Here is a 15,184-nt window from a genome sequence, read left to right as displayed (position 1 = left end):
TTAATTTTACCATATTCCTCCGGATGAAGAATAATCGGAACTAAGCGCCTTTCTTGGCTGAAGCCGGCGACATTCCTCAGTGAAACAAAAAAAGGCCTCCAAAGGTAAAAGGACCTTTGGGGGCCCGCTTCAGAAACGCTGAAGGAAGTCAGCCTTCTGTGACAGGTATTTTCTGTCATGAAGCGCACTATTCAGGTTTGTGCCACACCCATGTAAAAAGCTTGCCGTCCCCGTTCATATAACGGATATCGACGCTCTCCACTTTAGGATAGAGCGATTGCTGAATCCGCGAGACAAGCTCTTCGATCGTCGCCCTTTCATCAAGGTTGATTTTCTTCAGTACGCGCTCGACCTCTTCCTTTGCTTCCTCCCCTTTAATAACCCGTTCTCCTGTTTCAAATTCATAGTGATTGGGGCTATCGTATTCCCATTGATGTTCAATCCCGTTTTCAATAATCGTCAGCCGGAATGAAAAGCTGTCCATTAATTCTGTACCGGCAGCATGAGCAGGAAAGCCGGCGAACAAAACGACCAATCCAAGAAAAAGCATCCACGCTTGTTTCACTTCTTATCACCTCACTAGTAAGGTGCGTGAAAAATGGAATATTATACATCCTAACGGTAACGGTGGATGACATCCACTCCGCCCGTGACTTCCAGCACCGTTCCGGTCACCATATCGGCATCCTCTTCACAGAGAAAGAGAATCGAGCGGGCGATGTCTTCCCCCGTACCGGAGCGCCCGATTGGCGTTTCGGCATCAGGATGCCGCCGCGCTTCGGCAATGGTCGCTTCCTTCATCTCTCCTAATATATTGCCCGGACAAACCATATTCGCGGTAATTCCATATTCCGCTTCCTCTATCGAGACCGTTTTCATTAACGACACAAGACCGACCTTCGCTGCGGCATAAGCGGAGCGGTACAGCCAGCCCGGGGCGCTGTTCGCTCCCTGGAAGCCGTATGTAATAATTCTGCCAAACCGCTGCTTCCTCATAATCGGTACGATTTTTTTCAACAGGTAAAAAACCGCACTTAAATTGCCATCCATCATTTGATACCATTCTTCTTCTTCATAGTCAACGAGCTTTTTCCGTTCAAACACATACGGCCCTGCATTGTTGATTAACAGATCAATCCGTTGAAAACGATCCATTGCCGCTTCGACAGCCCGATAAATATCAGCTTTTTTCGTTACGTCCGCCTGGATAAATTGGAGCCGTTCCTCATAGGCCAGCCAGCGCTCTTTCAGCGCCCGAACAGCCTCTTGATCACTGCGAAACGTCACCGTCACAGAATAACCCTTCGCTAACAAGCTTTCCGTCACCTGCACTCCTAAGCCTTTTGTTCCTGCCGTAATAAAGGCATGACGCATGCAATTCCCTCCTATGTCCTCAAGTCTCCTTGTCTTCTCGATCATACTATGTTTTTCCTCTTTCGTTAAGAAAAGCGACTGCGTCATTCTTTCAGTTTATAAAAAAACCGCACAGCGGCTTTTCTTATCGTCCCAAAAAGGCTGTCCAAAAGGTCAAAAAAATGAACCCTTTGAACAGCCTCATATATAGCAGGACGCGGTGTCGCTTTAGTTGTTACGCACCAGATCGTTCCTTTTATGCCGGCACGCTGCCGCACTTTTATCTACTCAGCAAGGCATTGCTTCGCCTTTTCGAGCGCCGCCTTCACCTGGTCAAAGCCTGTGCCGCCTGCGCTGTTCCGCCGGGCGACAACCGTCTTCGGCTGCAGCACCTCGTAAATATCGTTTTCAAATAATGAGCTCGCCTCTTCATAATCGGAAAATGGTAAATCAAGCAGGAAGACACCCTTCTGAATTGCGACTAGCACAAGCTTTCCGACAACTTCATGAGCCTCGCGAAATGGCATTCCTTTCGTCGCCAAATAATCGGCGAGCTCTGTCGCATTTGAGAAATCCTGGTGAACGGCCTTTTCCATTGTATCGGTATGAACCGTTAACGTCTCGATCATCCCGGCGAAGATATGTAAGGAGCCTTTTACGGTTTCAACCGTATCAAACATTCCTTCCTTATCCTCCTGCATATCCTTATTGTAGGCAAGCGGAAGTCCCTTCAACGTCGTCAGCAGAGAAAACAGATTGCCGTAAACCCGCCCTGTTTTTCCACGGATCAGCTCGGCCATATCCGGGTTTTTCTTCTGCGGCATGATGCTTGACCCCGTCGCAAAGGCATCATCGATTTCGACGAATTGAAACTCCTGTGACGACCAGAGAATCAGCTCCTCACACAAGCGCGACAAATGCATCATCAGCATTGATGCATTGCTGAGAAATTCAACGATAAAGTCGCGATCGCTGACCGCATCGAGACTGTTTTCATAAATGCCGTCAAAGCCGAGCAATTCGGCCGTATACATCCGGTCAATCGGAAAGGTCGTTCCCGCCAGCGCCCCGGCACCTAGCGGGGAAAGATTGACCCGCTTCATGCTGTCTTCAAACCGTCCCAAATCACGCTCAAGCATCCAGAAATAAGCGAGCAAATGATGAGCGAAGGAAACTGGCTGTGCCCGCTGTAAATGGGTATACCCGGGAATCAGCGTCTCGACATGGGCAGCGGCCTGGTCGTATAAAGCCTTTTGCAGCTTTTTCAACGCCACGGTAATTTCGTTAAGCTGGTTGCGCAAATAGAGATGCATATCGGTGGCCACCTGATCATTCCGGCTCCGCCCTGTGTGAAGCTTACCGCCAACCGGTCCGATTTCATCAATCAGCATTTTCTCAAGATTTAAATGAATGTCTTCCTGGCGCACGGAAAACTCCAGCTCGCCCTTCTCTGCTTTCTCACGCAATATGCTCAAGCCTGCTTTAATTTGTTCGACTTCCTCCTGCGAAAGAATGCCACACTTTCCAAGCATTGTAACATGGGCCAGACTTCCTTCGATGTCTTCGTTGACCAGAGCCTGGTCAAAGCCGATTGATGCCCCAAAGGCATCAACCCACTCTTCCGCTGTTTTCGTAAATCGTCCACCCCAAAGCTTAGTCACTGTGTGACCTCCTTTTTCTCTTTGTTCACCATACTGTGTACTTTTGTTGTCAGCCCCCATAAGGAGATAAATCCAACTGCCGCACTATGATCAAATTCATCATCGGTTGAATACGTTGCGAGCTTCTCATCGTAAAGAGAATAAGGTGATTTACGTCCTTCGACGATTGCATGACCTTTGAACAGCTTCACCCGGACTGTGCCCGTTACCGATTTTTGTGTTTCCTTCAAAAATGCCTGTAACGCAGACTGGATTGGAGAGAACCAAAGTCCGTCATAAATCACTTCCGAAAGCTTCTTGCTAATGACCGGCTTGAAGTGCGCAACTTCCTTTGTCAGTGTAATATCCTCAAGCTCTTTATGCGCTTTAATCAGGGTCATCGCTCCCGGGCATTCATACACTTCACGGGATTTAATGCCGACGAGACGATTTTCGACATGGTCGATCCGTCCGACTCCGTGCTTACCGGCCACATGATTCAGTTCAAGAATCAGCTGGTCAAGCTGGTACGAAACCCCATTAAGCGTTACCGGGACCCCTTGTTCAAAGCCGATCTCGATGATTTCAGCCTGATCCGGCGTATCCTCAATGGCCGCTGTTAATTCATAAGCACCCTCCGGCGGTGTCGCCCACGGATCTTCCAAAATGCCGCATTCATTGGCGCGTCCCCACAGGTTTTGGTCAACTGAATAAGGATTATCCAAATCAATCGGAATTGGAATATTATTCTTTTTCGCATATTCAATCTCTTCGTCACGGGACCATGCCCATTCACGTACCGGCGCCAGCACTTTTAAATGAGGATTCAGCGCCTGAATAGACACCTCGAAGCGCACCTGGTCATTTCCTTTTCCCGTACATCCGTGCGCAACGGCTGAAGCCCCTGTCTGCTCTGCGATTTCAACAAGCTTCTTTGAAATTAACGGACGTGACAACGCAGATACGAGCGGATACTTTTCTTCATACAAAGTGTGTGCCTGAAGGGCAGGTAAAACAAACTCCTCGGCAAATTCCTTTTTCGCATCGATTGAGTAGGATTCAATTGCACCGACATCAAGCGCCTTCTGCTTAACGAAGTCAAGATCCTTTCCCTCGCCGACATCCAGACCGACCGCAATCACATCATACCCTTTATCTGATAACCACTTAATAGCGACTGAAGTATCTAATCCACCTGAATATGCTAGTACAACCTTCTCCTTCATTTTACATTCCTCCAATGAATAATAATACCCATAATATTATTTTTATACATTTCTGTGAAAAAAAAGAGCAATCTTAAATTTTTTATGACTGCATAAAACCTAACACATTTCTTATTAATATTCATTACTTTAACAGGGCTTATCGATTTTGGCAAGTGTTTTATTCATCTATTTTTTATGTTTTTGTTTTCATTTTAACAAATGTCCGTTATGATCAACGGTATAGAAATCGATAGCTGTAACAGATGAGGTGAATAGACATGAGCATCACATTTCGCTATGACTCCCGGCTCGGCATTCCACTGCCCGTGCTGTCATGCCGGTGGGAGGAGATTGACCCCTTTGTTCAGGAAAGAACCCTTCTCGAATGGGAGGAAATCAGAGGCACAATCCCGGATAAAGTAAAAGAGCTTGAACAGCAGATCGAAGCCGTTCATGCAGAGCTTTCGGAAGAAGAAGACTTCGAACGCTCTTGTGCCTTAAACCTTAAAATGGCCGAGCTTGCCTCCGTCATTAATGATCTGTGGATTTATTTCCGCACGACGCCCACCCTCTCAGCGTAGTGCGGGACTCCCGATCTTGCGATGAACAATCGCGCTTCTATTGCTGCAGCAGTCTCCTGATCTGATAAAAGCGCTGTCCAACTTCAATGACCTGTTGAGTGAAGCGGTAATTGAGGCCGGCCCCGACGGCCATCCCTACTAATGGTACGCCTTGCACCGTTTTTTTCCTTAACATGGCGATCATAAAGCTTTTTGCGACTTGCGCAAGCAATTGATCGAGCCATTTCTTCTGAAAAATCGAATCATCTCCCTGATAAAAAACATCATCTGCCTGCTCTCCGACCTCGGTTAAGAGCTTGTCCCATTCTGCCTTTTGGTACGACTTCGGTAGAGTGGCCACGTAAAGCAGCTTTAAAAGATACACCATTTCGACCGGCTTTCTGCTATCAAATCCATACACTTCAGCCAGCTGTTGCAAGGAACGCAGTTGAATAAGCGCCATTGCCGGCAAATCCACTGATAAGAGAAAGATTCCTCCCATTCCTGTCAGCCCTCCCTGGCCCAAAGCAAGCAGCCGCTGCTTCGCCATCAACTGCTCGGCCAAATAATCGAGCTGCTCCAACGAAAGCTGTTGCAAATCGGCAATCGACGAGACAGTGGCGTCAAATATTCGCGCATACTGAATAATCCGGCGCCGGTTTTCTTCATGGGAACGACTATGCTGACTCCATGCTTGAAGATGAAAGAGACAGTCATCAACTTTGGTGAGCCATTTTTGCTTGCGCTTTTCCCCGAGCTGATTAATAAGCAGCTCCGTCCATTTATGATAAGACTTTGCGAAATCAGAGCTTTCCGCGCTAAAATACGTTTCTTCCCAGTCCTTTATTTCCTGCCAGCGCATTTCGAGTTGACCGTCCGTCATATCCTATTCCCCCTTGTTCCTTTGCTCCGTATACATTTTCCGTTTAAAAAGTGATGAATATGTCCATGGCTCACGCGCATTTTCAGCGATCATTTCAAAGGCGTGCAGCTTCGTATTCAACTGTTTAATATAATGAAAAAAGAGAGCCTCTGCCGTCTTTGGAGAAACCGTACTTCCATAGCCGTCATCAACCTCCCCCATTTGACTGGCGATACAATGCTTTAATGCTAACAGTTCGGGATCCTTCACCGAGATTCCTGCCTCCCGTGCCGCCTCGGAGATCAATTCCAGCCCTAGCGCAAGATGTCCAAGCATTTCTCCCTCTGTTGAATATTCAGGCGCCACCACTTCGGTGAAAACCTCAGTCTTACCGATATCATGCAGCAGGCAGGCAGTGAGGACAATGTCGCGATTGACAAACGGATAAAGCGGCAGGAGCTGATAAGCACTTTGCGTCACCTGAACAATATGGTCGAGCAATCCTGCATAATAATGATAATAGGCCTTTGAAGCGGGGATCGTCGTCATTCGCTCACGGATCGTTTTCTGGCTGTATAACTGCTTGACGATCGCGCTCAGTACTTCTGAATGAATATCTTCCATCATCATTCTCAAATCATGCCAAAGCTCTTCGCGCAAAACCCCTTTGCGGGATATCAACTCGGAAACATTGACGCCATCATCTTCGGTCGCCAGGCGGACACGGCGGATGTTCACCTGTTTTTGTCCTTTATAGCTCGTGATCGTCCCTTCCAGCTTTACAACCGCTTTACGCTGCAGCTGATTTCTTTGTTCAGCAGTTACATCCCACAGCCGGGCTGGAATCAGTTCAAGGTTGCGTTCAAGAATAAAATTGGCGTACTCACTGCCGTTCGAGGCTTGCTTTATTTCGCGTTCGCGCACCAGAAAAAAACCCGAAATCAACTCCCCTTCATTCATATCCAAAAAAGCCGACATACCAGCACTGCCTCCTTGCCATTATTCTTCTCGTTTCCATTCTATACCCTGCATACACCTTACTCACTCTCATTCTATCGCTCCCTCCTTAACAAAGTAAAGGACTTGTCCTGAAGGTCAATATTATTACCTTTTCGGGGCAAGTCCGGAGCAGCAGGCATAATTGGATAAAAAATGAGCAGGGAACCGATTCCCTGCTCATTTTGCCCATTCATAAACCCGGGTTACCCTTCTGAAAGCGCCCCTGTCAACCTCACCGTATCGCGGGCAATCATTACTTCCTCATTTGTCGGCACGATCAGCACTTTAACAGGAGAATGCGGATAATTAATAAACGCTTCTTTGCCGCGCACTTTATTCAAACTTGGATCCCAATACACGCCCATAAATTCAAGACCTGTCAGAACCCGCTCTCTGATCACATCACTATTTTCTCCAATGCCGGCTGTGAAAATAATCGCGTCGACCCCGCTCATTCTCGCCGCATATGAGCCGATATACTTGTGAATGCGTGAGGTGAACACTTCAAGCGCCAGTTCGGCCCGCTTGTTTCCAGCGGCTGCCTCGCTTTCAATATCACGTAAGTCACTAGAAAAGCCTGACACGCCCAGCAAACCGCTTCGTTTATTTAATGTTTCCAGCACCTCATGGGCATCCTGATTCGTTTTCTCCATAATATATGGAATCAGCGCCGGGTCAATATTTCCTGAACGTGTTCCCATTGTTACACCAGCCAGTGGAGTGAACCCCATTGACGTATCAATCGACTTTCCACCTTGAATCGCCGCAATACTGGCTCCATTCCCTAGATGGCAGGAAAGCAGACGCAAGTCTTCAATTGGTCGTCCTAACAGCTCGGCAGCACGTTGGGAGACATACTTATGCGATGTCCCGTGAAAGCCGTATTTGCGAATGCCATACTTTTTATAATAATCATACGGCAAGCTGTAAAGAAACGAACTTTCCGGCATTGTTTGGTGAAACGCAGTATCGAACACCGCTACAGCCGGTACGTCTGGCAGAATTTCTTTAAACGCCTGGATGCCGACGAGATTTGCCGGGTTATGAAGCGGGGCAAGTTCTGATACTTCTTTAATGCCTTCAATCACTTCCTCCGTCAGCAAGACCGAATCATTAAACTTCTCTCCGCCGTGGACGACGCGATGACCAATACCTTCAATATCAGAAAGCGAGTTGATGATTCCGAGGCCTGTCAGCCTGTCCAGCAGGATTTTCACCGCCACAGAATGATTGGCGACTTCCAGGTGCTCCTCGTGCTTTTCCCCATTTACCTCGATCGAGAATACTCCTTCTTCAAGGCCGATTCGTTCGAACAGCCCTTTTGTCACGACTCTTTCCTCAGGCATATATAAAAGCTGGAACTTCAGGGATGAACTTCCCGCATTAATCGCGATAATATTTGCCACTCATAAACAGCTCCTTTTCAATAAAGACAACATTCCTTTCCATTTAAGCACCGGAACCCGCTAATTTCAAGTGAATCCTCTTGTTTATAAGCGCTTTCTCCTGAATTCTTTTTTTTCTGAATTGAGCATGTTACCAGAAAAAGGATCGAGCCGTGCCAAAACCAGAGATAAGGACCGGGCAAAAGGTCAGAGGACAACCTTTTGGCCCGGCCGATCTGTTCTACTTTAAATTGCGGCTTACGCCATTCCCAACTCTTCTTTGTACCATTTGTTGATTTGTTCAATCATATCGGCGAGAGCCTGTTTATTTGAAAAGGAAGGCAGCTCCGCTAACAGCGCTTGTCTCGGCTGCCGGACCCCTTCCCCCTTCTTTTGCAGCATGAAAATACTGCGGCCGAACGTTTCTGACTGAAACATGCTCTTTGGAAGCTGGAGCAAGCCGAGAATATTCGCTTCCTGCTTAATGTACGTATGCAGCCGGTTCGCCTGCTCACTTTCAAAAAGGAAATTCGGAACAACGAAATACAAAAAACCGCCATCCTTCGTTTGCTGAATCGCCTGTTCAATCATTAAATGATGGAGAAAGGAATGGCCCTCTTCTGCCTGAAGCTGATAGCTTTCAGCGACATCATCCTTCGGGTAAAAGCCAACCGGCAAATCGGTGACGACAAGATCAACCTCAGGAAAAGCGAGCGGCTCGATGCTGTCCTGATGAAACAAATCCAGTTCATTTTCCTGCAGGTTTGCACTGACATAGGCAAGCTTAACAAGGGTCTCATCGACCTCGAACCCGCGGGCAGACAACGGCTGTATCGCGTTATTTAGTAGCGCGTGAACGAGATTTCCCGATCCCGCGGCAAGGTCGAGCAAGCTGGCCGGTTCTTTTCTTTTTTGTAATCCTTTATTCACTAAATAGCTTAAAAACAAGCAAACGGCATCCGGCGTCATGGAATGATGCGGCTGAACAGCCCCCTTCATTCCTTTTAGCACGGCCAGCTGGAAGGCCTTGCGCACCTCTTCCTTGGCAAAGGCCTCCTCGTTGACCGTTTTCAATTGATTCTTAAGCCATTTCTGTTGTTCCGGCTCAAGCGGCTGACAGACTTCCTGCCGAAACAGATTCTCACCTGCCTCAGCGACCCCTTCAAGATACGTGCAATTCCAGTGCTTCTCCAAATACAAAGCCGCTTCATCCAAATATTGATACAAAACTTCGACACGTCGATCCTTCATCTACTTCCCACCTTCATTAGCTTCCACTTTCTTCTATTGTAACAGAAAGAAAAGGCTGTCCCAAAGGCTTCACCCTTTAAGACAACCTCATTTCCTCATCCTCTTCTTTCCTAGGCTTTACTTTGCCGCTTTTGCAGCTTCCAGCGCTGCTTCGTAATCAGGATGATTTGTAGCCTCGGCTACATATTCTGCATACGTTACCGTATCCGAGGAATCAACGACAAACACCGCTCTTGTTAAAAGGCGAAGTTCCTGAATGGCGACACCGAATGCCTGTCCGAAAGAAAGATCGCGATGATCAGAAAGCGTTTGGACATTCTCAATCCCGGCAGCCGCGCACCAGCGCTTTTGCGCAAACGGCAAATCAACGCTGATCGTCAGAATTTCGACATTTGGCAAGCCTGCCGCTTCTTCATTAAAACGGCGTGTCTGCTGATCGCACACCCCTGTGTCAATTGAAGGAACAACACTGATAAGGCGCACCTTACCGCTAGTTGAAGCGAGTGTTACTTCGGATAAATCATTTGCGAGTACCGTGAAATCAGGAGCTTTGTCTCCTACTTTAACTTCATTGCCCAGCAATGTAATCGGGTTGTTCTTAAACGTCACTTGTGCCATGCTGATTCCTCCTTTTTCGATTGGAAATATGTACATCCCTATCTTACACGAGAAGAGGAACCGCTGACAACAAAAGAGTACCCTGAATGTGGACACCCCACCCCGAGATAAGAAGCCATCGGCTTAGCAACGCGGGAAGATCGCTCCCGTTTTAAAGACCCATCCCGCAAAAATCAGCTTTGGGATGGGCTTGAGTCTATGGCTATCGACCTTTGCTACGGCGCGTAATTGTTTACACCGGCGGCTGATCGTGGCGCGGCTGTTGATAATGGTTATGCTGCTGGCCCGTTTGATAGCTTGAATTTGTTTGCTGTTGATTCGAGCTGAGCATTTGCTGGATTTTTTCAACTACTTGCGGCGCAAAATCAAGCAGCTTTTCATAAAGATGAGTGTTGCTGTCAAGATGCACCATTTTCACCCCGTGGCTGTTTACAACCAGAAAAGCAATCGGCGTAATCGAAACCCCGCCGCCGCTTCCGCCGCCAAACGGATGACCAGCTTCATGCCCCTCACCGTGGTGAGAAGATTCCATTACAAACTCACTACCTCCCGCCGCAAAGCCAAAGCCGACCTTTGAGACAGGCATGATCACGCTGCCGTCCGGCGTTTCAACGGGATCACCGATAATTGTATTCACATCGACCATTTCTTTTAAATTTTCCATTGCCGTTTTCATTAAGCCCTGAATCGGATGATCTGACATTTTTTCTTCCTCCTGTCGTTACATAGTTTCTTGAACCGCGTCCTTTTGGGACCTTGTCGGCCTTTGTTTCCAATGCTTAAGCAGCATTAGACCTGCAACGATAGCATGTCCGATTCGAAAGGAAAACATGCATGAAAAGGAAACTTGGGTGATAACCTCTTGAAAGCGGGGATCCACCTGAAGCTTCGGAAGCTGCCTGACTTTTACATAATGTGATATTAGACCAACGATACTCCCTTTCAACCCCCAGATTACTCCGCTTAACTGGGCCGTCATTGCCGCTTCTCCGACGCCAAAGACAGTATGCCAATCCAGCTGGTTAAGCGTAACATGGCGCAGAAACCGTTTCGTAATTTGATGAAGACCGACGACATGATGCACTAAATCATTAAATAATTGAATATCATTCAATAACGTATGTATCGTAAACGATTGTGTCTTATTTGTTTTTTTCGGGCCGACCTTCTGCTCCTCTTTGACGATTAAAGAAAGAGATGTATCATCGAGCTGAATAACCGGAGCAGAGAATGTATAAACACGCATCCCCCAAACGTGAACAATGACTTCGAGCAGATCATCATCCTTCAGATGACGATAAATGATCGAAATCGTCAGCTTCGTTACCATGATGAGGAGTAGCAGCAGAGCTAAAATGATGATAATAATCAGGAACCAGCGCATGTCATTCTCCTTATGCAGCATAATGTGGAAATGTTCCTATTTTGCCCTTTTCCCTGATAAATTAAACGAAAAGGGGATGAGACAAGGTTGTTATTACCTTTTACTCATCCCCTTTAAGCAATGCGCAAAGTCTGAACATCGGTTTAAGGTCGGAAGGAAAGTAATACCCTTCCCTCCCAGACATGCGCAAGAACGAAGCCACTGCTCCCCTTTTATTTCACCTCGACAGGCTGGTAAACCATCTGCTCCGGTTCCTTCTCCTGGATAACAAACGTATCGGCGATCATGTCATGCAATCCCTGCTTCCGGGCAGTGAATGCCACAGTCACATAGAGGACTTGCAACAAGAAAAAAATATGGTGCAACAGGCGGCCGACACCCTCCCGAAAAAGAATTTGTCCCCAGGTTAATGGCTGACCATTGGCCGACACCACCCGTAACCCGAAAACCATCTTGCCGACCGTCTGGCCCGCAACCTTCGTCATAATTGCAAAATAAAGGAAAAACAGCAGCGCCGTAAGCACAGTTTGCCCGCTAAAGGACGCAATCGTTATCTCTCCTCCTCCGGCAAAGCGCCAAAGAGGGGACAGGAGTAAGCCATTTATCGCATAAACGGTTACAAGATCAAGCAGGAAGGCCCAAAGTCTCAGCCAGAATCCTGCCAGATAGAAGGGCCTCTCTGCCGCTTCCGGCTGGGTGACAAATTCCTGCTCTTGTTTCCGCTGAACCGCCCGATGGCGCAATTTGCCATTTACCGTTCTTCTTCCTTCAGCACGTGGTCGTTGCTCCACTTCCTTCAGCTCCTCCCTTAGTTGGTATAAAGATACTTTAACGTTGGCGCACGGTGTTCCGTCAATAAACGGTGAAGACCGGCAAGCTCATCCTCAGATGACAGCATCTTGTTTACCGACATGGAAAACAGCTGAGGAAAACCAAGACTTGTTTCATATTGGACGACGCTGTAATCTGCTCCTAAATAGTCCTTGATCGCCACGATCGTATCATCGAGACTTCCCAGCTGATCGACGAGGTTTAATTCCAATGCCTGCGCGCCACTGTAGATGCGCCCGTCCGCCAGCCGGCGTACCTCCTCCTCGGCCATGCCCCGGCCATTGGCGATAACAGAGACAAATTCATCATAGGATTCGTCGATTAAAGCCTGTAATATCGCTCTGTCTTCCTCGGTCATCTCGCGGGTCGCAGACATAATGTCCTTATACGGTCCGCTCTTGATCGTATTCACTTTCACACCATAGTTCTCCGCTAATTCCGCTACATTGATCGACTCCATAATCACACCGATCGACCCGGTAATCGTCTGCGGACTGGCGATAATTTGTGTTGCCGGCGCGGCGATATAATACCCGCCCGAAGCGGCCATGCTCCCCATTGAGACAAACACCGGCTTTCCATATTCCTCTTGCGCCTCGATAATCTTTTGATGAATCTCAGCGCTTTCGACTACTCCGCCTCCCGGTGTGTTGACCCGTAAAACAATGCCTTCCACAGCAGGGTCCTTTGCGGCATGCTCCAATTGTGACAGCAGCAGGCGGTGATTATAGCTAGAGGTTTGCAGCCATCCCGTTTCCCCGTTATCCTGCAGGACGCCATTAACATCGAGTAACGCGATAAAACCGCTGCCGTCTTCTCCCCGTTCCACAATTGTTTCATCCCATTGATTCCCGCCCGGGATCCCCCAGGCACTTGATTCCGAGAAAATCGTAGCCGTCGCTACATTTATCGCGGCAGAAGCGACCAACAGCATCGCCACTGCAATTAAGGCCAACCAGCGTTTTCGACTCATTCTTCCACTCCCTTACATGATTCATCTTTTTATCAACGTTCATGATACCACACAATCTATTCATTGACAGTTACGATGCCGCATCGTGATCCTCCGAGCTGCTGTACATCACCGTATCATCGACAACCGTCATCACTACCTTGGCAGAGACAATCCGATCAGGCTCACACGTAAACAAGTTCGTGTCCAGCACCGTAAAATCTGCTGTAAACCCAGGCGCGATTTTTCCCCGCTCATTCTCCTTGTTAATCGCATAGGCACTCCCTCCGGTAAAAAGCGTCACCGCTTCAAATACAGAAAGCTTCTGTTCCGGTAGGTAGCCTTCATGCGACTCGCCGGCTTTTCTTCGCGTCACTGCAGCATGAATGCCAAGCAACGGATCAACCGGCTCAATCGGAGCATCCGAACCACCGGCGCAATGTAAGCCCCGCTCCAGCAGACTTTTCCAGGCGAACGAATGCGGCAGCCTGTCATGGCCAAGCCGTTCCATCACCCACGGAAAGTCTGAAACGACGAAACGAGGTTGAATATCAAGCACAACAGGGAGCCTTTTCATTTGCTCGATCAATTCGTCCTGAACAACCTGAACATGAATCAAGCGGTCTCTGCCGTTCCCGGCCGCTAACGGATATGTTTCGATCGCTGCCAACGAGAGTGCCAATGCTCGGTCACCGATTGTATGCAGGGCGACCGGACGTCCTTTCGACCTCGCCAGCTTGACAAGCTTCAGCAGCTCTTCTTCCGGATGGATCGCCACACCGGATGTCGAAGGATCGTCCGTATACGGATCAATAAGCAATGCTGTCCTGCCACCAAGAGCGCCGTCAACGAAGATTTTAACCGCGCCCAGCTCCAAAAACGGGCTCACTTCCCGTTCATTGATGCCTGCCGCTTCCATCTCGGCCAGCGCTTCATGGTGGATAAGCAGGTGGGCGCGGAATTTTCGCCGCTTGCCATCTATTACGTCCCGAAACTGCTTGAATGTCCGCAAAAAACCGCCATAATAAAATAAATCCTCCGTATGTCCGCCGACGAGCCCGACCTTTACTAAATCATCAACAGCAGTCGTCAGCGCCTTGCGTATGTATTCTTCTGTTACAGGCGGGATCACCTGTTTTATTAATTCCGTCGCCGTATCTAATAAATAGCCTGTCGGTTCCCCCTGGAGATCGCGGACAATCACTCCCCCGGGAGGATCGGGAGTCGCGCTTGAAATGCCCGCACGCTTTAATGCTTCACTGTTGACGAGCGCGGCATGGCGGCAAATTCTGCTCAAATACATCGGCTTGCCGGGAGCAATTTCATCGAGCTCAGAGCGGTGAAAAATTTTACGGTCGCTGAAATTGTTCTCATTCCAGCCTTCAGCAAAAAGCCACTCTTCTCCTTTGCTCTCCAACGCCTTTTCCTGCAAAAGCTGTTTCATTTCCGCTGCTGATTCCACTTCTGACAAATCAAGCCGAAGCAGCCTTTCGCCGTGCCCGATCAGATGAAGATGACTATCGACAAAACCAGGATAGACATAGGCGCCGCCCACGTCCTTTTTTGCTGTAATGTGATCTTTATATTGCTGCTCAAGCCTTTCCTTTTCTCCGATGGCCTGAATCGCTCCATTTTCGACATAAACGGCTTCTGCCGCTTCTCCTTCTTTATTCATCGTGAAAAAGGTTCCATTGTACCACAAGGTTCCCATCCGCATTCTCCTTCCACCTTCTTCTACTCACCTACTATCGTGCCAGAATGAATCAGAAGATGCAACGCCGACGGGCTCGCACTGCAAAAAAGCAACGCAAAAAGGGTGCCCGGTTAGGACACCCTCTTAAGCCATACTATATTATTGTTGTTGGAAACCACCCATTTGTTGTTCAGCCATTTGAACAAGACGCTTTGTGATCTCTCCTCCTACAGAACCGTTGGCACGAGAAGTAGAGTCAGCTCCTAGTTGCACACCAAATTCTTGTGCAATTTCATATTTCATTTGATCTAAAGCTTGTTGTACACCTGGTACAAGTAATTGATTGCTGTTACCGCTGTTGTTGCTTGCCATGTGTCTCACCTCCTTCTGTACTCATAGAATGAGTCGAAAGCGTAGAAAACATGCAAGCAGCTTAATGGTAATTAAT

At 48.1% G+C, this 15,184-nt stretch carries 16 protein-coding genes; 1 reads left to right on the top strand and 15 read right to left on the bottom strand.

Going from position 1 to position 15,184, the window contains the following annotated elements:
- Positions 1-187: 187 nt before the first annotated feature.
- The 4 genes from M3212_RS02500 to M3212_RS02485 all read right to left on the bottom strand — a co-directional run bounded on the left by M3212_RS02500 (position 188) and on the right by M3212_RS02485 (position 4,219).
- Positions 188-565 carry a hypothetical protein gene (locus tag M3212_RS02500; protein WP_251192367.1) on the bottom strand — a complete coding sequence of 126 codons (378 nt, stop codon included), beginning with the start codon at positions 563-565 and terminating at the stop codon, positions 188-190.
- A gap of 50 nt (positions 566-615) precedes the next feature.
- Entirely contained in the window at positions 616-1,374 is a 759-nt protein-coding gene (locus M3212_RS02495; RefSeq protein WP_251192366.1) for an SDR family oxidoreductase, read from the bottom strand.
- 263 nt (positions 1,375-1,637) lie between these two features.
- Positions 1,638-3,014 (bottom strand): argininosuccinate lyase, encoded by a 1,377-nt coding sequence (gene argH, locus M3212_RS02490; RefSeq protein WP_251192365.1) that lies wholly within the window; start codon positions 3,012-3,014, stop codon positions 1,638-1,640.
- Positions 3,011-4,219 carry an argininosuccinate synthase gene (locus M3212_RS02485; protein WP_251192364.1) on the bottom strand — a complete coding sequence of 403 codons (1,209 nt, stop codon included), beginning with the start codon at positions 4,217-4,219 and terminating at the stop codon, positions 3,011-3,013. Before M3212_RS02485 ends, argH begins: the two co-directional genes overlap by 4 nt.
- 260 nt (positions 4,220-4,479) lie before the next feature.
- Between M3212_RS02485 and M3212_RS02480 the strand changes: the two genes are divergently transcribed.
- The gene (locus M3212_RS02480) at positions 4,480-4,782 is read left to right on the top strand and encodes a hypothetical protein (protein ID WP_251192363.1); all 303 of its coding nucleotides are present in this window, start codon (positions 4,480-4,482) and stop codon (positions 4,780-4,782) included.
- Positions 4,783-4,819: 37 nt separating this feature from the next.
- On the opposite strand, the gene M3212_RS02475 is transcribed toward M3212_RS02480, so the two are convergent.
- From M3212_RS02475 to M3212_RS02425, 11 genes are all read right to left on the bottom strand, one after another.
- Positions 4,820-5,644 (bottom strand): EcsC family protein, encoded by an 825-nt coding sequence (locus tag M3212_RS02475; RefSeq protein ID WP_251192362.1) that lies wholly within the window; start codon positions 5,642-5,644, stop codon positions 4,820-4,822.
- Positions 5,645-5,647: 3 nt separating this feature from the next.
- On the bottom strand, positions 5,648-6,601 hold the full coding sequence (locus M3212_RS02470) for a 3'-5' exoribonuclease YhaM family protein (protein WP_251192361.1): 954 nt from the start codon (positions 6,599-6,601) through the stop codon (positions 5,648-5,650).
- Between the two features lie 224 nt (positions 6,602-6,825).
- Positions 6,826-8,028 (bottom strand): acetate kinase, encoded by a 1,203-nt coding sequence (locus M3212_RS02465; RefSeq protein ID WP_251192360.1) that lies wholly within the window; start codon positions 8,026-8,028, stop codon positions 6,826-6,828.
- A gap of 237 nt (positions 8,029-8,265) precedes the next feature.
- Complete coding sequence (locus tag M3212_RS02460; RefSeq protein WP_251192359.1) at positions 8,266-9,258, bottom strand: class I SAM-dependent methyltransferase; 993 nt, start codon at positions 9,256-9,258, stop codon at positions 8,266-8,268.
- Positions 9,259-9,375: 117 nt separating this feature from the next.
- On the bottom strand, positions 9,376-9,876 hold the full coding sequence (gene tpx, locus M3212_RS02455) for a thiol peroxidase (protein WP_251192358.1): 501 nt from the start codon (positions 9,874-9,876) through the stop codon (positions 9,376-9,378).
- Positions 9,877-10,108: 232 nt separating this feature from the next.
- Positions 10,109-10,579: a GerW family sporulation protein gene (gene ytfJ / locus M3212_RS02450; RefSeq protein WP_251192357.1), complete on the bottom strand. Its 471-nt coding sequence runs from the start codon at positions 10,577-10,579 to the stop codon at positions 10,109-10,111.
- A gap of 18 nt (positions 10,580-10,597) precedes the next feature.
- Positions 10,598-11,260, bottom strand: a complete 663-nt coding sequence (locus M3212_RS02445) for a DUF2953 domain-containing protein (RefSeq protein ID WP_251192356.1) — start codon at positions 11,258-11,260, stop codon at positions 10,598-10,600.
- Between the two features lie 212 nt (positions 11,261-11,472).
- A complete protein-coding gene (locus tag M3212_RS02440; protein ID WP_251192355.1) occupies positions 11,473-12,051 on the bottom strand; it encodes an RDD family protein in 579 nt (192 codons plus the stop codon).
- A 17-nt stretch (positions 12,052-12,068) separates the two neighbouring features.
- The gene (sppA, locus tag M3212_RS02435) at positions 12,069-13,064 is read right to left on the bottom strand and encodes a signal peptide peptidase SppA (protein ID WP_251192354.1); all 996 of its coding nucleotides are present in this window, start codon (positions 13,062-13,064) and stop codon (positions 12,069-12,071) included.
- 70 nt (positions 13,065-13,134) lie between these two features.
- Complete coding sequence (locus tag M3212_RS02430; RefSeq protein ID WP_251192353.1) at positions 13,135-14,754, bottom strand: amidohydrolase; 1,620 nt, start codon at positions 14,752-14,754, stop codon at positions 13,135-13,137.
- Positions 14,755-14,895: 141 nt separating this feature from the next.
- On the bottom strand, positions 14,896-15,108 hold the full coding sequence (locus M3212_RS02425; RefSeq protein ID WP_251192352.1) for an alpha/beta-type small acid-soluble spore protein: 213 nt from the start codon (positions 15,106-15,108) through the stop codon (positions 14,896-14,898).
- Positions 15,109-15,184 lie beyond the last annotated feature (76 nt).

Origin of the sequence: Halalkalibacter oceani, from assembly GCF_023715705.1 — a bacterium.
Taxonomy (GTDB): Bacteria; Bacillota; Bacilli; order Bacillales; family Bacillaceae_D; genus Halalkalibacter; species Halalkalibacter oceani_A.
The sequence above is the reverse complement of the archived record's forward strand: the minus strand, read 5'-3'. Positions and strand labels throughout refer to the sequence as shown.